This is a genomic window from Bacillus sp. FSL M7-1020, from assembly GCF_038050415.1.
In the GTDB taxonomy this organism is placed as follows: Bacteria; Bacillota; Bacilli; order Bacillales; family Bacillaceae_G; genus Bacillus_A; species Bacillus_A toyonensis.
The window spans coordinates 3,591,256-3,606,603 of the sequence record NZ_JBBOTW010000001.1 but is presented as its reverse complement, the minus strand read 5'-3'; the positions used below and the strand labels follow the sequence as shown (position 1 = coordinate 3,606,603).

Sequence of the window (15,348 nt, the reverse complement as noted above, 5' to 3'; positions counted from 1 at the left end):
AGGGGTATATGCAAAGGGAATTTGTTTTAACGAAAGAAGAAGAAAGTTTGTTACTAGATATTTTATTTCAACAAAATTATGCGAGTGAAATTTTAGCTGTAGAACTTACAGATATTGAGAATGGTTTGAAACAGACAGATGTGACGCAATATAAAAAAATCACAAGGTTATTTTACAGATTAAAAAATAAAGGGTATTAAGTGCTACCGTAATGGTAGTCTTTTTTTTGTGTTGTATGCTAAAATAGCTGTGTAATTGTATTTTTATTGAAATAAAGTTAGGACAAAATAATAATATGAAAACGCTGTCATAAAATAAGAATAGAATCGGTGAATATAAGCAGGAAAAAGGGAAAATGGGGGATGTAACATGATTAGTATTCCAAAAGACGAGTTTCAGCAAATTCTTGTGAAAGATTTAATGATTTCATCAGAAAAAGTAGCACATGTCCAAATTGGGAATGGATTAGAGCATGCTTTACTCGTTCTTGTGAAATCTGGATATTCGGCAATACCTGTTTTAGACCCAATGTATAAATTACATGGGTTGATTAGTACTGCTATGATTTTAGATGGTATGTTAGGGTTAGAGCGCATTGAGTTTGAAAGACTTGATGATATGAAAGTAGAACAAGTGATGAAGGAAGATATTCCGGTTCTTAAGTTAGAAGATTCATTTGCAAAAGCTTTAGAAATGACAATTGATCATCCTTTTATTTGTGCTGTAAATGAAGAAGGGTATTTCGAGGGGATTTTAACACGTAGAGCTATTTTAAAATTATTGAATAAAAAAGTACGGCAGCATAATCGATAGACAATAGGAGGAAAGTGACTTCATAGAAACGGAGAAGTCACTTTTTTTCGTGCATATCAGTTGTGTATGTATTATATTTAAAAAGACATAAAACATAAGGAAAGTTCGAACTGAAAAATTGTATTTTTTGTATAAAAGTATTCAGTTAAATTCAGGATGAAAAGCTTATTGAAATAAGGTGTATGGAAGCTAAGGAAAGAGGGAGAAAGTTGCAAATTGATGATTTTCAAATGATGGTTGTGTTAGCCCAGGAATCAAATATGAGAAAAGCGGCGGAACGTTTATTTGTTTCCCAACCTGCGCTTAGTCAACGATTACAATCTATGGAGAAACAATGGGGAATGAAATTTTTTATTCGTTCACAAAAAGGATTGACAATTACACCTGAAGGGGAAAAAGTCGCAAATTATGCAAAAGAAATGTTACAAAGAGAAGAGAATATTAAGAGCGAACTGGCAGTTTTTAGAACGGAAACATATGGAACGTTAAAAATAGCTGTTGCATCGGTTATTGGTCAATATTGGCTCCCTCCTGTGTTGAAAAAGTTTGTACAAAAGTATCCTTCTGTGAAGATATCGCTGTTTACTGGCTGGAGTAGTGAAGTGCAAAAGCAATTTTATGAGGGCGATGTTCATGTAGCTATATTAAGGGGATCACAGGAATATAAAGGACAAAAGCAACAATTATTTGAAGATGAATTATATTTAGTCGATAAAGAAATAAAAGATATTTCGATGTTAAAAGAAACAAATAGACCATTTATTCAATTTAAAAGTGATTCGACTTATTATGGTCAAATACAAAATTGGTGGTATGGGTTATTCTCTAACCCACCTAAGCGAACAATTGTAGTTGATCAAATTGAGACGTGCAAACAACTTGTTCTAAATGGTATAGGTTATGCATTATTGCCTTCTACAGTATTAAAAGAAGTGCAGGAAAATATGTATAAAACACCTGTTCAATTAACGAGAGAAACATGGTTGTTAACGAGTGAATCAGCAAGACAATTGAAGCAAGTACAAGCGTTTTTAGAAATTATAGAAGAAATTCAAAGGGAAAAATAAGATTATTGTCTTGCTACTCGCTCTATCGTTTGGTAGAGTAACAATATAAATGGATTTAGGAGGCAACAAGAATGAAAATGATGGACGCTAACGAAATTATTTCGTTTATTCAAAAAAGTGAAAAGAAAACTCCTGTAAAGGTATACATAAAAGGGGATTTAAAAGAAGTAACGTTCCCTGAAACAGTACAAGCATTTGTAAATAAAAAATCTGGTGTAGTATTCGGAGAATGGTCTGAAATTAAGACAATTCTTGATGAAAATAGCAAGCACATTGTTGACTATGTAGTTGAGAACGATCGTCGTAATTCTGCAATCCCAATGCTTGATTTAAAAGGTATTAAAGCTCGTATTGAGCCAGGCGCAATTATTCGTGACCACGTTGAAATTGGTGACAACGCTGTTATCATGATGAATGCAACAATTAACATCGGTGCTGTAATTGGCGAAGGTACTATGATCGACATGAACGCAGTGCTTGGTGGACGTGCAACGGTTGGCAAAAACTGTCATGTAGGTGCAGGTGCTGTACTTGCGGGTGTTATTGAGCCACCTTCTGCAAAACCAGTTATCGTTGAAGACGATGTTGTAATTGGTGCAAATGTAGTTGTTTTAGAGGGCGTTACAGTAGGTAAAGGTGCAGTTGTAGCAGCAGGAGCTGTTGTAACAGAAGATGTGCCTCCATATACAGTTGTTGCGGGAACTCCAGCACGTGTAATTAAAGAAATTGATGAGAAGACAAAAGCGAAAACTGAAATCAAACAAGAGCTTCGTCAATTAAACCCAGAGAAATAAAAAACAAAAAGCGTAAGAGCATAAATAGGCTCTTACGCTTTTTATAGATAGAGGTGCAAAAATGACAGTAAGCAAATTTGTCCAAGTTCGTAGAGATTTACACAAAATCCCGGAAATTGGATTTAAAGAGTGGAAAACACAACAGTACATTTTAGAGTATATAGAAACACTTCCTAACGAATATTTGGAAGTGAGAACATGGAAAACAGGTGTAATTGTTAAAGTAAATGGGAAAAGCCCAGAGAAAATAATAGGTTATCGTGCAGATATAGATGGTTTGCCAATAACAGAGGAAACTGGATACGAATTTGCTTCTGTACATGAAGGAATGATGCATGCATGTGGACATGATTTGCATACAACAATTGGTCTAGGCCTCCTAACAGCAGCTGTGAGTGAAAGAATAGATGATGACCTTGTGTTTCTATTCCAGCCGGCAGAAGAAGGTCCAGGTGGCGCTCTTCCTATGTTAGAAAGTGAAGAGCTAAAAGGATGGAAGCCTAATATAATTCTTGGTCTTCATATTGCACCAGAATACGCTGTAGGAACAATTGCGACAAAAGAAGGTCTGTTATTTGCGAATACATCAGAATTATATGTTGATTTAAAAGGAAAAGGTGGACATGCGGCTTATCCACATACTGCGAATGATATGATTGTTGCAGCCAGTCACCTTGTTACACAACTTCAATCCGTTATTAGTCGTAATGTGAATCCTCTTGACAGTGCGGTAATTACAATTGGAAAAATAACAGGTGGTACAGTTCAAAATATTATCGCAGAAAAATCTCGTTTAGAAGGAACGATTCGAACATTATCAGTGGAATCAATGAAGCGTGTGAAAAGCAGAATTGAGGCAATTGTTGCAGGTATCGAAGCTTCTTTCCAGTGTGAGGCGATTATAGATTACGGAGCAATGTATCATCAAGTATATAACCACGAAGAGTTAACGAGAGAGTTTATGCAATTTGTACATAAACAAACTGATATGAATGTTATTACATGTACTGAGGCAATGACAGGTGAAGATTTTGGTTATATGCTTCGAGAAATCCCTGGATTTATGTTTTGGCTTGGAGTAAATTCAGAATATGGTTTACATCATGCGAAATTAAAACCAGACGAAGAAGTGATTGAAAAGGCAATTACATTTTTAAGCCAATATGTAAAGTGGAAAGGAAATAGAAAATAAAACTTCCGCTCTCTTGAAGGTTCCAAAAAAATTTTTGTTCTGAGGTGTAAGTAACGCTCGTATAGATTGATTTTAGACATTTACATACAAATGAAAGAATTAAAGTTAATTGTACTGTTTTAATAATGAGCAGGGGGTTTTAGCCACTGCTCATTATTAATTATTTGACTAACTTATATATGTTTACTTTTAGTATGAAAAGTGTGTAAAATCAATGTGAAACATAGAAAAAAGGGTGGGGAATTACGTGCAAATTAGCAGTGCGATTTTATGTTTCGTCTTATATGCGTATGTTATTATTGCGGCGGTTTATTTTGGGATAAGTTTTTATGCCTATCGTCTAGTAGATAATAATGAATATGACGAAACATACAAATGGGTGAAGAGATATTTATCACCTGTACTAGAAATTATGAATGGGTTTGTGCTCTTTTTATTTATTGGATTAATTGCTTTCTCAACGAGTTTAGTAGGGAATAAAACTACATTATTTGTACTAGGTATCATTATTTTTATGCTGCTAGGTATACGAATTGGTAATACGGTCTTTTGGAATGAAAGAAAAGTAGATGGTTGGACGGGAATGTTAATCCCGTGTATGCTAGCTGCAATCGTGACAAATATAGAGCATGAATATTATCAATTACACTTTTGGCTTATTATCGTTTTAACGATTCTTTCTGTTTTGTATATAAGTACAGTAGTACTAACATACATTGCATATGAAAAAGGAGATGTTCAAGGTACCCGCTTCTTTAGAGGGCGAGCACTATTCTGGAGTGTGCCAACAATGGCGGTTATCGGGATTATTGCGATATTAGTGAATGGATACCAATTTTCTAATTGGCAACTGTTGTTAGAAAATTGGTGGATTTTCATCGTTTCATTTATTGCTTTTTTAGGCGCAACGCATTATTTATTCCATCAACATCATTACATATGGGCGCTTGTATTTGCTTTTACGCAGCTTCTATTTGCTTTTTTCGGCCAAGAAACGTTATTGTTCGTTTTTGAAACATTTAGTTCGTTTGGAAATATATTTGTATTTGGTATGTTACTTGTTGGTATCGCCTTTTATTTACAACAATATTTTTATATACAAAAACAAAAATAAGTATGATTTACACGTTTTTGTGACGTATATAAAGTATGTTACAATGAAAATACATAGTACTTGAAGTTATTGGAGGAATTCCTGTGAGTGAGAAAGAAAAAGAATTTGCTGTCATCGGGCTTGGGCGTTTCGGTGGAAGTATTTGCCGAGAACTAGCTCAATTAGGTATGGAAGTAATGGCAATTGATTCAGATGAGGATAAAATTAATGAGTTTGCAAATATAGCTTCACATGCTGTAATTGCAGATTCAACAGATGAGATGGTATTGAAAAGTCTCGGTATTCGTAATTTTGATCATGTAGTCGTTGCTATTGGAGATAATTTAAATTCAAGTATTTTAACAACGTTAATTTTGAAAGAGTTAGGTGTAAAAAATATTACTGTAAAAGCTCAAAATGACTATCATGAAAAAGTATTAAGTAAGATAGGTGCAGATCACATTGTACATCCAGAGCGTGATATGGGAAAACGGATTGCTAATAATATTGCATCAAGTAATGTATTAGACTATCTTGAGCTTTCAGATGAGCATAGTATTGTAGAGATTATTGCAAATAAAAAAATTGATGGGCACTCTTTAATTGAATTAGATATTCGTGCGAAGTTTGGATTGAATATTGTAGCAATTAAACGTGGTAAAGAAGTTATCGTCTCTCCTCGAGCTACGGAAAATATTCAAGCGGGGGATATATTAATTGTAATTGGTCATGATGACGAAGTAGATCGTTTTAAACACTTTTTAAGATAAGAGAAAAGGACAATGCCATGAAGGCATTGTCCTTTTTCTTATATTTCCATAATGATTGGTAAAATCATTGGGCGACGTTTCGTTTTTTCGTATAGGAATGGTGCTAATGTGTCTGTAATCTCATTTTTAATTTCAGACCATTGTGTTGTTTTCCGTTCCATTACTTTTTCTAAATGTGTTGTAATCAATGTTTGAGCATCGTTGATTAAATCGCTGCTTTCACGCATATAAACGAAACCACGCGAGATGATATCAGGTCCTGCTGCAACTTTAAATTCCTTCATATCAATGCTTACAACTACAATTACAAGCCCTTCTTCAGAAAGGATGCGACGATCGCGTAATACGATATTACCGATATCTCCAATACCATTTCCATCGATATAGACAGAACCAGATGGAATTTTTCCAGCTACACTTGCTTCATCTGAACGCAAGGCAAGAACATCTCCGTTATCCATGATGAAACAGTTCTCTTCTGGAATACCGCAATCATTCGCTAATTTCATATGCATACGTTGCATACGATATTCACCATGAATTGGCATGAAATACTTTGGTTTAATTAGACGTAGCATTAGTTTTTGCTCTTCTTGTCCGCCATGTCCACTCGTATGAATGTTTGACAGCTTGCCATGGACTACATTAGCACCAGCACGATACAACATGTTAATTGTACGGCTTACACTAATTGTGTTACCAGGGATTGGTGAAGAAGAGAAAACAACTGTGTCGCCAGGAATAATTTGAATTTGACGATGAGTACCATTCGCAATACGGGAAAGTGCTGCCATTGGTTCACCTTGACTACCAGTACATAAAATAACCACTTTATTAGCTGGTAGGCGGTTTAGTTGAGATGTGTCTATGAATGTATCTTTTGGACATCGGATATACCCAAGGTTTTGTCCAATCTCGATAGCTGCTTCCATACTTCGACCAAATACAGCTACTTTACGATTATTTTCAACAGCAGCCTCAACAACTTGTTGTAAGCGATGGATATTCGATGCAAAGGTTGCGAAGATAATACGACCTTCTACTTTGCGGAATATATCTTGAATACTATCGCCAACACGGCGCTCAGACATCGTAAAGTTTGGAACCTCACTGTTTGTACTGTCAGATAAGAGACAAAGTACACCGTCTTTTCCGATTTCAGCCATTTTTGTTAAATCTGCTGGCTCACCGACTGGTGTGAAATCGAATTTGAAATCACCTGTATGAACGACTTGTCCTTGAGGTGTTTTCACAACAACTCCGTATGAATCCGGAATACTGTGAGTTGTACGGAAGAAGGAAACAGATGTCTTTTTAAATTTAATAACATCATCTTCTTGAATTTCATAAAGCTTCGCTTTACGAAGTAATCCGTGCTCTTCTAATTTGTTTTTTATTAGTGCAATTGCTAATTTTCCACCGTAAATTGGAATGTTTACTTGACGTAATAGATAAGGGATTCCACCGATATGATCTTCGTGACCATGTGTAATGAATAATCCTTTAATTTTATCTTCGTTTCGCACAAAATAAGTGTAATCAGGTATTACATAATCGATCCCGAGGAGTTCGTCTTCTGGAAATTTAATTCCAGCGTCAATTATAATAATTTCATCTTGAAATTGAACAGCATATGTATTTTTACCGATTTCACCAAGACCACCGAGAGCAAAAACGGCAACTTGATCATTTTTTAGAAATTTCATATGGCTATACAATCTCCGCTAATACTAAATCAGCGTTTTGTTTTTCATATTCAAGATGAGCGCCAGTAACAGACTGAACAAACTCGATATTATATGCGAACTTATTTAATTTTTTACGAACATCCTTTTCAGACGTAGCCTCTAAATATACAACTTTTGTATTTTCACGTACTGGGACCTCAGTTAATTTTTCTTGATAAAATACTTTAAAAATCATTTGGAAAACCTCTCCTTGTCTATGTTTTGCATTATCTGTTACTTATTATAAAGCAAACAGTCACGATTTTCATGTTTTTTCGAATGAGAATGAAGAAAAAGCCCGAAATGGGCATAATTTAAGCGATTGTCTTCTTCCGGACTAAATCGTTTAAATAACGCTTAAGCTTTTTCTTCAGCTTCTTCAGCATGATTACTCCTTCCTTTCCTTATTCTAAACATGCATATTACTAGTGAAAACTCTATCTCTGACATAAGAAAGAGGGGAAAGTGAATGGAAAACCTTGTCCTTTCTCATACAGTGAAAGTTATTCTATAGTAACGATTAGTAGCCGTTAGTTATAGATATAGTATGAGGAAGAATGGAAAAGAAAATTCATTAGAACAAGTATTCACCTTTTTTACTAATATATATATGCATGTTTCATAAATAAGGTCAGAAAGTGAACGCTTTCTTCACAGATGTTTAATATGTTATACTTTTTTTTAGAATTTGAAAAGCGATTATCAAAATAGGAGTAAAGAGTGCCAGAAAGGGTTTTGACAAATGAATGATAAAATTGTCTTTTTTGATATTGATGGAACATTATTAGATCACGATAAAAAAAATCCGCAATCTACACGAGATGCAGTAAGACATTTGCAGGAAAAAGGGGTGCATGTAGCAATTGCGACAGGACGCGCACCGTTTATGTTTGAAGATATTCGTAAGGAACTCAATATACATAATTATGTTAGTTTTAATGGACAGTATGTTGTCTTTGAAGATGAAGTAGTATTTAATAATCCGTTACACCCAGCTGCCTTGCATAAGTTTACTCAGTTTGCAAAACAAGAAGGATATCCACTTGTATATCTTGACCATCAAGAAATGAGAGCGACAGTGGAATATCATGATTATGTGAAAGAAGGTTTTGGAAGCTTGCAGTTCGAGCATCCGGCATATGAACCTGATTTTTACGAAAAACGCGATATTTATCAAACGCTTCTTTTTTGTGAAGTAAATGAAGAGGAAAAGTTTATTAATCAATATCCAGATTTTCATTTTATTCGTTGGCATGCGTATTCAATGGATATCATTCCTAATGGTGGTTCTAAGGCAAAAGGGATTGAGAAGTTCATTGGAAAATTAGGATTTAGCCGTGAACAAGTGTATGCATTTGGGGATGGTTTAAACGATTTAGAAATGATTGAAGCAGTTGGGACAGGCATTGTGATGGGGAATGGTCATGAAGATTTGAAAAAACTTGCAAATCATGTGACAAAGGATGTAAGTGAAGACGGTATATATCATGGATTAAAATGGGCTGGCTTGTTATAAGTAAATATGGAACCCATTTCATAAAATAAAGGGGCGGGAGATTAATTCCCGCCTTTTTATTATTAGCGCTCTAAAGGTTTTGAATCATCAGGAGCGGCAAAAGGATTTTCTTTATTGATATGGTCATAGAACATAACACCATTTAAATGGTCAATCTCGTGCTGGAATACGATTGCTGGTAAACCTTTTAAACGTAATTTTACTTCTTCTCCGTTAATAGAAGTCGCTTTTACTGTAATTCTTGTATAACGAGGAACATAACCAGGTACTTCGCGGTCTACAGATAGGCAGCCTTCACCACCCTGTAAATATGTACGTTCAACAGAATGGCTAATGATTTTTGGATTGAATAATGCATGGCTATATAATGTACCGTCCGCATCGGTTACATGAACTGCAATCATTTTTTTTGAAACACCGATTTGCGGAGCCGCTAATCCGATTCCAGGGCGTAAACTATATTTTTCAGCCATTTCAGGATCTTGGCTATTTATTACAAATTCAATCATTTCTTTTAAGGTAGTTGTATCTTTTTCGCTTGCCGGTAATGACACCTCTTCTGCAACGTTGCGCAAAATAGGATCTCCTTCGCGAATAACATCTTTCATTGTAAGCATATGTAATCTCTCCTTTCCTCTTTAGTCTACCAAAGGAGATGGAAAAAGTCATCGGCAAGAAAGGGAAGGCATTTTGGAAATCGTTCTATTATAGAGTATTTATGTATGTGATAAACAGAAAAAGACGGCAAAGCCGTCTTTTTCTTTCCATAGTTGTTTCGTTTTACATTAGCGAATGCAAGCAGCACCAACGATAATTAAAAGAATAAACAACACAACGATTAAGGCGAAGCCGCGTCCAGACCCGCCACAAGAACCGCCATAACCGTAGGAAGGATATGAACAAGTTGGATAGCAATATGAGTATCCGTACATGAGATGACCTCCTTTATCATTTCCCGCTAATACTGCGGTTACTATAATGTATGGAAGAGAGGGGAGAAATGTATAGGTATTTACCTAAAAAAGGAAGGATAGTTTGTATATTTTTGTTACGAAGAGAGAAAAACTAAAGAGAATTAAATCGTTTACATATTATTCTAAGAGAAAAAATAAGTGAAAAAGGGAATAATATAACAGTAGGTCAACGCTTACTAATACAGATGTAAAAAATAAAAACACGTTTGTGTAGTAGAAACCTGCATATTATTTATAAAAAAACGTATTCAAAGTAATTGACATCGTAATTAGAATAGTTGTAAACTAAAAAACGTGATCAAGATTGTATTAATATGTTTCTGAAAAAACATTAGTACAGATTGTTAGGTACACAAAATTATTCTCAACCGACAGATAAACATGTTGGTTTACATCGTTGCGCTTTTTAAACTGGAAAATAGCCAGTGAAAGCGTTTCAGAATATGGTTCAAGAGAGGAAGAGGTGAACGGAATGGGTACTAAAACAAAAAAGACCCTATTTAATGTTGATGAGCAAATGAAAGCTATCGCAGCTCAATTTGAAACATTACAAATTTTAAATGAAAACGGTGAAGTTGTGAATGAAGCAGCTATGCCTGAATTATCTGATGATCAATTAAAAGAATTAATGCGTCGTATGGTGTATACTCGCGTATTAGATCAACGTTCTATTTCTTTAAACCGTCAAGGACGTTTAGGTTTCTACGCACCTACAGCTGGACAAGAAGCTTCTCAATTAGCGAGTCATTTCGCACTTGAAGCAGAAGACTTCATCTTACCAGGATACCGTGATGTACCACAATTAGTATGGCACGGACTTCCATTATATCAAGCATTCTTATTCTCTCGTGGACACTTCATGGGTAACCAAATGCCTGAGAATGTAAATGCATTAGCTCCACAAATCATTATCGGTGCGCAAATCATCCAAACTGCTGGTGTTGCGTTAGGTATGAAACTACGTGGTAAAAAATCTGTTGCAATTACTTACACTGGTGACGGTGGTGCTTCACAAGGTGACTTCTACGAAGGTATGAACTTTGCGGGTGCATTCAAAGCTCCAGCAATCTTCGTTGTTCAAAACAACCGTTATGCAATCTCTACTCCAGTAGAAAAGCAATCTGCAGCTAAAACTGTAGCACAAAAAGCAGTAGCAGCAGGTATTTACGGAATTCAAGTAGACGGTATGGATCCATTAGCTGTATACGCAGCAACTGCTTTCGCTCGTGAGCGCGCAGTAAATGGCGAAGGCCCTACTTTAATCGAGACTTTAACATTCCGTTATGGTCCACATACAATGGCTGGTGATGACCCAACTCGTTACCGTACAAAAGATATCGAAAACGAATGGGAACAAAAAGACCCAATCGTACGCTTCCGTAAGTTCTTAGAAGCTAAAGGCCTATGGTCTCAAGAAGTTGAAGAGACAGTAATCGAAGAAGCAAAAGAAGATATCAAACAAGCAATTGCTAAGGCTGACCAAGCTCCAAAACAAAAAGTAACTGATTTAATGGAAATCATGTACGAAAAAATGCCTTACAACTTAGCTGAACAATATGAAATCTACAAAGAAAAGGAGTCGAAGTAAGCCATGGCTCAAATGACAATGATTCAAGCAATCACTGATGCTTTACGCGTTGAAATGAAAAATGACCCTAACGTACTTGTATTTGGTGAAGACGTTGGTGTAAACGGCGGTGTATTCCGTGCTACTGAAGGTTTACAAGCTGAATTTGGTGAAGATCGTGTAATGGATACTCCACTTGCAGAGTCTGGTATTGGTGGACTTGCAGTTGGTCTTGCACTTGAAGGATTCCGTCCAGTTCCAGAAATCCAATTCTTCGGTTTCGTATTTGAAGTAATGGATTCAATTTCTGGTCAATTAGCTCGTATGCGTTACCGTTCTGGTGGACGTTGGACTGCTCCAGTAACAGTTCGTTCTCCATTCGGTGGTGGTGTTCATACTCCTGAACTACATGCTGATAGCTTAGAAGGATTAGTAGCTCAACAACCTGGTCTAAAAGTTGTTATTCCATCTACTCCATACGATGCTAAAGGTCTTTTAATCTCTGCGATTCGTGACAACGATCCAGTTATCTACTTAGAGCATATGAAATTGTATCGTTCATTCCGCCAAGATGTACCAGAAGGCGAATACACAATTGATTTAGGCAAAGCTGATATCAAACGTGAAGGTACAGATGTATCTGTTATCGCTTACGGTGCTATGGTTCACGCTGCATTAAAAGCTGCTGAAGAACTTGAAAAAGAAGGTATCTCTTTAGAGGTTGTTGACTTACGTACAGTTCAACCATTAGATATCGAAACAATCATCGCTTCTGTTGAAAAAACAGGTCGCGTAGTTGTAGTTCAAGAAGCTCAAAAACAAGCTGGTATTGCAGCTAACGTTGTAGCGGAAATTAACGACCGTGCAATCTTAAACTTAGAAGCTCCAGTTGTACGTGTTGCAGCTGCTGATACAGTATTCCCATTCTCTCAAGCTGAGAGCGTATGGTTACCAAACCATAAAGATATTGTTGAAGCTGTTAACAAAGTAATGAACTTCTAATTTTTAGCTTTTCATGTGCAAAAGAAATCAGCACATGCTGGTTTCTTTTGTACATATTCCATAATAATGAAATGAATCAGGGGGCTGAATTCCGTGGCATTTGAATTTAAACTACCAGATATCGGTGAAGGTATCCACGAAGGTGAAATCGTAAAATGGTTTATTAAACCAGGCGATGAAGTAAATGAAGACGATGTACTTCTTGAAGTACAAAATGATAAAGCAGTAGTAGAAATCCCTTCTCCTGTTAAAGGTAAAGTACTTGAAGTACTTGTAGAAGAAGGAACAGTTGCAATTGTAGGAGATACATTAATTAAATTTGATGCTCCTGGATACGAAAACCTTAAATTTAAAGGTGACGATCATGATGAAGCTCCAAAAGCTGAAGAAGCAGCAGTAGAAGCTCCAGCAGCGGAAGCTACTCCAGCAGCAACTGCAGAAGTAGTAAATGAGCGCGTTATCGCTATGCCATCTGTTCGTAAATATGCTCGTGAAAAAGGTGTAGATATTCATAAAGTAGCTGGATCTGGTAAGAACGGTCGCGTTGTGAAAGCTGACATCGATGCATTTGCAAATGGTGGACAAACTGTAGCAGCAACTGAGGCTCCAGCAGCAGTAGAAGCTACTCCAGCAGCAGCGAAAGAAGAAGCACCAAAAGCACAACCAATCCCAGCTGGTGAATATCCAGAAACTCGTGAGAAAATGAGTGGTATCCGTAAAGCGATTGCGAAAGCAATGGTTAACTCTAAGCATACAGCTCCTCACGTAACATTAATGGATGAAGTTGATGTAACTGAGCTTGTTGCTCACCGTAAGAAGTTCAAAGCTGTTGCAGCTGACAAAGGTATTAAATTAACTTACCTTCCGTACGTTGTTAAAGCTTTAACATCTGCATTACGTGAATACCCAATGTTAAACACTTCTTTAGACGATGCATCTCAAGAAGTAGTTCACAAACATTACTTCAACATCGGTATCGCAGCTGATACAGACAAAGGTCTATTAGTACCAGTTGTTAAAGATACAGATCGCAAGTCTATCTTCACTATTTCTAACGAGATCAATGATCTTGCTGGTAAAGCACGTGAAGGTCGTTTAGCTCCAACTGAAATGAAAGGTGCTTCTTGCACAATTACAAACATTGGTTCTGCAGGTGGACAATGGTTCACTCCAGTTATCAATCACCCAGAAGTAGCAATCCTTGGTATCGGCCGTATCGCTGAGAAGCCAGTTGTGAAAAATGGTGAGATCGTTGCAGCTCCAGTATTAGCATTATCTCTAAGCTTTGACCATCGTTTAATTGACGGCGCAACTGCTCAAAAAGCATTAAACCAAATTAAACGTCTATTGAATGACCCACAATTATTAGTAATGGAGGCGTAATAACAATGGTAGTAGGAGATTTCCCAATTGAATTAGATACAGTCGTTGTTGGTGCAGGTCCTGGTGGATACGTTGCGGCAATTCGTGCAGCACAATTAGGTCAAAAGGTAGCAATTATTGAAAAAGCTAACCTTGGTGGCGTATGCTTAAACGTTGGATGTATTCCTTCAAAAGCGTTAATCAATGCAGGTCATCGTTATGAGAATGCAATGCATTCTGATGACATGGGTATCACTGCAGAGAACGTAAAAGTTGACTTTACAAAAGTTCAAGAATGGAAAAACGGCGTAGTTAAGAAATTAACTGGCGGTGTTGAAGGCCTTCTTAAAGGTAATAAAGTTGAAATCATTCGCGGTGAAGCTTACTTCGTAGATGCTAACACATTACGCGTTATGACTGAAGATGCAGCCCAAACTTATACGTTTAAAAATGCTGTTCTTGCAACTGGTTCTACACCAATCGAAATTCCAGGATTCAAATACTCTAAACGTGTTATCAACTCTACAGGTGCTTTAAGCTTACCTGAAATTCCTAAAAAACTTGTTGTAATCGGCGGCGGTTACATCGGTATGGAATTAGGTACTGCATATGCTAACTTCGGTACAGAAGTTACTGTAGTAGAAGCTGGCGACGAAATCTTAGCTGGTTTCGAAAAAGCTATGAGCTCTGTTGTTAAACGTGCTCTACAGAAAAAAGGTAACGTAAATATCCATACAAAAGCTATGGCTAAAGGCGTTGAAGAAACAGAAACTGGCGTAAAAGTTAGCTTTGAAGTTAAAGGTGAAATCCAAACTGTAGAAGCAGATTACGTATTAGTAACTGTAGGTCGTCGTCCAAACACTCAAGAAATCGGTCTTGAGCAAGTTGGAGTTAAAATGACTGACCGCGGTATCATCGAAATCGATGAGCAATGCCGTACAAACGTATCAAACATCTATGCAATCGGTGATATCGTTCCTGGACCACCATTAGCTCACAAAGCTTCTTACGAAGGTAAAGTAGCTGTTGAAGCAATTAGTGGCCATGCATCAGCTATCGATTACATCGGAATTCCTGCAGTATGCTTCACTGATCCAGAATTAGCATCTGTTGGTTACACTAAGAAACAAGCTGAAGAAGCAGGAATGACTGTAACTGTATCTAAGTTCCCATTCGCTGCAAACGGTCGTGCGTTATCATTAAACAGCACTGACGGTTTCCTACAACTTGTAACACGTAAAGAAGATGGTCTTCTTGTAGGTGCTCAAGTTGCAGGCGCAGGTGCTTCTGATATTATCTCTGAGATTGGTTTAGCTATCGAAGCTGGAATGACAGCTGAAGATATCGCTCAAACAATCCACGCTCACCCAACATTAGGTGAAATCACAATGGAAGCAGCTGAAGTTGCTCTTGGAATGCCAATTCACATTGTAAAATAATAAAAAAACGTCTTCTAAATTTAGAAGACGTT

At 36.7% G+C, this 15,348-nt stretch carries 16 protein-coding genes; 12 read left to right on the top strand and 4 right to left on the bottom strand.

Translation table 11 applies throughout. The features are described 5' to 3' along the window. The first annotated feature begins 8 nt into the window (after window positions 1-8). From abbA to MHB70_RS18195, 7 genes are all read left to right on the top strand, one after another. Window positions 9-200, top strand: a complete 192-nt coding sequence (gene abbA, locus MHB70_RS18225) for an antirepressor AbbA (protein ID WP_001188532.1) — start codon at window positions 9-11, stop codon at window positions 198-200. Between the two features lie 169 nt (window positions 201-369). Further along, the gene (gene cbpB, locus MHB70_RS18220) at window positions 370-813 is read left to right on the top strand and encodes a cyclic-di-AMP-binding protein CbpB (protein ID WP_000623575.1); all 444 of its coding nucleotides are present in this window, start codon (window positions 370-372) and stop codon (window positions 811-813) included. Between the two features lie 182 nt (window positions 814-995). Beyond that, window positions 996-1,880: a LysR family transcriptional regulator gene (locus MHB70_RS18215; protein WP_002039481.1), complete on the top strand. Its 885-nt coding sequence runs from the start codon at window positions 996-998 to the stop codon at window positions 1,878-1,880. A 71-nt stretch (window positions 1,881-1,951) separates the two neighbouring features. Then, window positions 1,952-2,674 carry a 2,3,4,5-tetrahydropyridine-2,6-dicarboxylate N-acetyltransferase gene (gene dapD, locus MHB70_RS18210; RefSeq protein WP_000783253.1) on the top strand — a complete coding sequence of 241 codons (723 nt, stop codon included), beginning with the start codon at window positions 1,952-1,954 and terminating at the stop codon, window positions 2,672-2,674. Between the two features lie 61 nt (window positions 2,675-2,735). Continuing rightward, window positions 2,736-3,866, top strand: coding sequence for an N-acetyldiaminopimelate deacetylase (locus MHB70_RS18205; protein ID WP_000218680.1), 1,131 nt, complete (start codon window positions 2,736-2,738; stop codon window positions 3,864-3,866). Window positions 3,867-4,113: 247 nt separating this feature from the next. Continuing rightward, complete coding sequence (locus tag MHB70_RS18200; RefSeq protein WP_001167326.1) at window positions 4,114-4,980, top strand: hypothetical protein; 867 nt, start codon at window positions 4,114-4,116, stop codon at window positions 4,978-4,980. 83 nt (window positions 4,981-5,063) lie between these two features. Next, window positions 5,064-5,729 (top strand): potassium channel family protein, encoded by a 666-nt coding sequence (locus MHB70_RS18195; RefSeq protein WP_001290442.1) that lies wholly within the window; start codon window positions 5,064-5,066, stop codon window positions 5,727-5,729. A 38-nt stretch (window positions 5,730-5,767) separates the two neighbouring features. Here the strand turns inward: MHB70_RS18195 and rnjA are convergent, their stop codons facing one another. Then, complete coding sequence (rnjA, locus tag MHB70_RS18190) at window positions 5,768-7,435, bottom strand: ribonuclease J1 (RefSeq protein ID WP_000670378.1); 1,668 nt, start codon at window positions 7,433-7,435, stop codon at window positions 5,768-5,770. Window positions 7,436-7,439: 4 nt separating this feature from the next. Then, complete coding sequence (locus tag MHB70_RS18185) at window positions 7,440-7,652, bottom strand: DNA-dependent RNA polymerase subunit epsilon (protein WP_000576438.1); 213 nt, start codon at window positions 7,650-7,652, stop codon at window positions 7,440-7,442. Between the two features lie 546 nt (window positions 7,653-8,198). Between MHB70_RS18185 and MHB70_RS18180 the strand changes: the two genes are divergently transcribed. After that, entirely contained in the window at window positions 8,199-8,972 is a 774-nt protein-coding gene (locus MHB70_RS18180) for a Cof-type HAD-IIB family hydrolase (RefSeq protein WP_061529582.1), read from the top strand. A gap of 62 nt (window positions 8,973-9,034) precedes the next feature. Here MHB70_RS18180 and def read toward each other — a convergent pair whose 3' ends face one another. Together def and MHB70_RS18170 are read right to left on the bottom strand one after the other, a co-directional pair. After that, window positions 9,035-9,589, bottom strand: a complete 555-nt coding sequence (gene def, locus MHB70_RS18175; protein WP_000957051.1) for a peptide deformylase — start codon at window positions 9,587-9,589, stop codon at window positions 9,035-9,037. Between the two features lie 168 nt (window positions 9,590-9,757). Further along, window positions 9,758-9,904, bottom strand: coding sequence for a YjcZ family sporulation protein (locus tag MHB70_RS18170; protein WP_000274562.1), 147 nt, complete (start codon window positions 9,902-9,904; stop codon window positions 9,758-9,760). 514 nt (window positions 9,905-10,418) lie between these two features. Here MHB70_RS18170 and pdhA point away from each other — a divergent pair. The 4 genes from pdhA (at window position 10,419) to lpdA (ending at window position 15,316) form a co-directional block, all read left to right on the top strand. Further along, window positions 10,419-11,534 (top strand): pyruvate dehydrogenase E1 component subunit alpha, encoded by a 1,116-nt coding sequence (pdhA, locus tag MHB70_RS18165; protein ID WP_000536895.1) that lies wholly within the window; start codon window positions 10,419-10,421, stop codon window positions 11,532-11,534. A 3-nt stretch (window positions 11,535-11,537) separates the two neighbouring features. Then, complete coding sequence (pdhB, locus tag MHB70_RS18160) at window positions 11,538-12,515, top strand: pyruvate dehydrogenase complex E1 component subunit beta (RefSeq protein WP_000068163.1); 978 nt, start codon at window positions 11,538-11,540, stop codon at window positions 12,513-12,515. Window positions 12,516-12,608: 93 nt separating this feature from the next. Further along, a complete protein-coding gene (pdhC, locus tag MHB70_RS18155; protein WP_000863414.1) occupies window positions 12,609-13,898 on the top strand; it encodes a pyruvate dehydrogenase complex dihydrolipoyllysine-residue acetyltransferase in 1,290 nt (429 codons plus the stop codon). Between the two features lie 5 nt (window positions 13,899-13,903). Further along, entirely contained in the window at window positions 13,904-15,316 is a 1,413-nt protein-coding gene (gene lpdA / locus MHB70_RS18150; RefSeq protein ID WP_000260107.1) for a dihydrolipoyl dehydrogenase, read from the top strand. Window positions 15,317-15,348 lie beyond the last annotated feature (32 nt).